This window comes from Thermoanaerobacter sp. A7A (genome assembly GCF_000445185.1).
GTDB lineage: Bacteria > Bacillota > Thermoanaerobacteria > Thermoanaerobacterales > Thermoanaerobacteraceae > Thermoanaerobacter.
Genome location: NZ_AVAF01000042.1, coordinates 1 through 1,275, shown reverse-complemented (window position 1 = coordinate 1,275; position 1,275 = coordinate 1). Strand labels below are relative to the sequence as shown.

At 29.6% G+C, this 1,275-nt stretch carries 1 protein-coding gene; it reads right to left on the bottom strand.

The window, feature by feature from the left end; all coding sequences use genetic code 11:
• Nucleotides 1-465 precede the first annotated feature (465 nt).
• On the bottom strand, nucleotides 466-915 hold the full coding sequence (locus tag M663_RS0102565) for a hypothetical protein (protein WP_011026519.1): 450 nt from the start codon (nucleotides 913-915) through the stop codon (nucleotides 466-468).
• Between the last annotated feature and the right edge of the window lie 360 nt (nucleotides 916-1,275).

The following is a 1,275-nucleotide window of genomic DNA, read 5'->3' as shown; positions in this document are numbered from 1 at the left end:
GATGACTTTATTCTCATCTGCATAAACTAACTTGGGGTCAGAACTTTTACTAAATTGATATTCCTCCAAATTTGTATATTCATTAGAGCAGGATGCCAAAATCAATGACCCTACTATTAACACTGCCAATAAAAAATACCTCATCTTTTTCATAACCTCACCTCATAAAAATACTTTGTAAAATTTTTAACTTATATTCTACACCCATACGTTTACAAAATTGTAATATTTCAATATTGCTGTAATATTTCAAATTAAAAACAGTATTTTTCTTTTCCAAAGAATCAGTAATATTTTTTATTTTCGCTTTTTGGGAGTTCAAGTTATAAAAACCAACAACAAGGTAATCCCAAATTTTTAGGATTACCTTGTTTATACAGTTGGGATAAGTTATTTATAGAAAATTTTATGCATTTATTACTTTGAATTTTATTTAGTTAACCTTTTGCTATCAACATTTTATGTTCAGTACAATCGGTACTTGTATCCTTCATTTAACCCAGGTAAAGTACCATATCTCGGATAAATATATATATCGTAATAAACCCCCAAAATACTATAATGTATTTCCTGCTTGTAAATATCAGAGGGATATGCCCATACATCATAACCTGTTGATTCATATAGTTCTGTCCCACAATACTGACATTTCCATAAAGTGTATTTTGAATATATTATTTTCCCATTCTCAATCCAGCAAAGATTTGATAAACCACCAGTATTTGGCCTCATTAAATGATAGCCATCAGGACTTGCAGGACAATAAGCTATATATTCTGGTTCGACTATATTTTGTGACATGTCTCCAGCTTTAGATATTACACCTTTTGCCTGTGTATTATCTGTTGCAGCAAATACAACAGTTGCTGATAAAAGTAATGTCAAACACAATAAAAATGATACTATCCTTTTCATTTGATTTCATCCCCCTAATTTCAAATATTCTTAGCATTCTAACAGAACAACTTTTAAAGCCTTTTTTCCTCCACCTGTCTTTTTAATAATTCTAAGGACTACCGGTAGTTCCTTCTATATCCATGGTATCTTATTTCCAGCATCTTTGTCAATTGACCAAAAGTATAAATTTTTATTAAAATAGCACTTACTTTTGTACTTTAGTATAAAAACTGGATTTTCCTCCTTTAAAATTTGTACTAAAGTACAATCTAACATTTTCTAGTCCTTATTTAGTGATGTAAAAACAATAAAAACTTATATTAAATCTAACTTTGTTGCCTTGTATATGCAGTCCTTCACATTCCTTGTTCCCAACAA

What these genes read in the sequence shown, in the direction of transcription:
- M663_RS0102565 (WP_011026519.1), bottom strand. Translation starts at nt 915, where the DNA reads ATGAAAAGGATAGTATCATTTTTATTGTGTTTGACATTACTTTTATCA.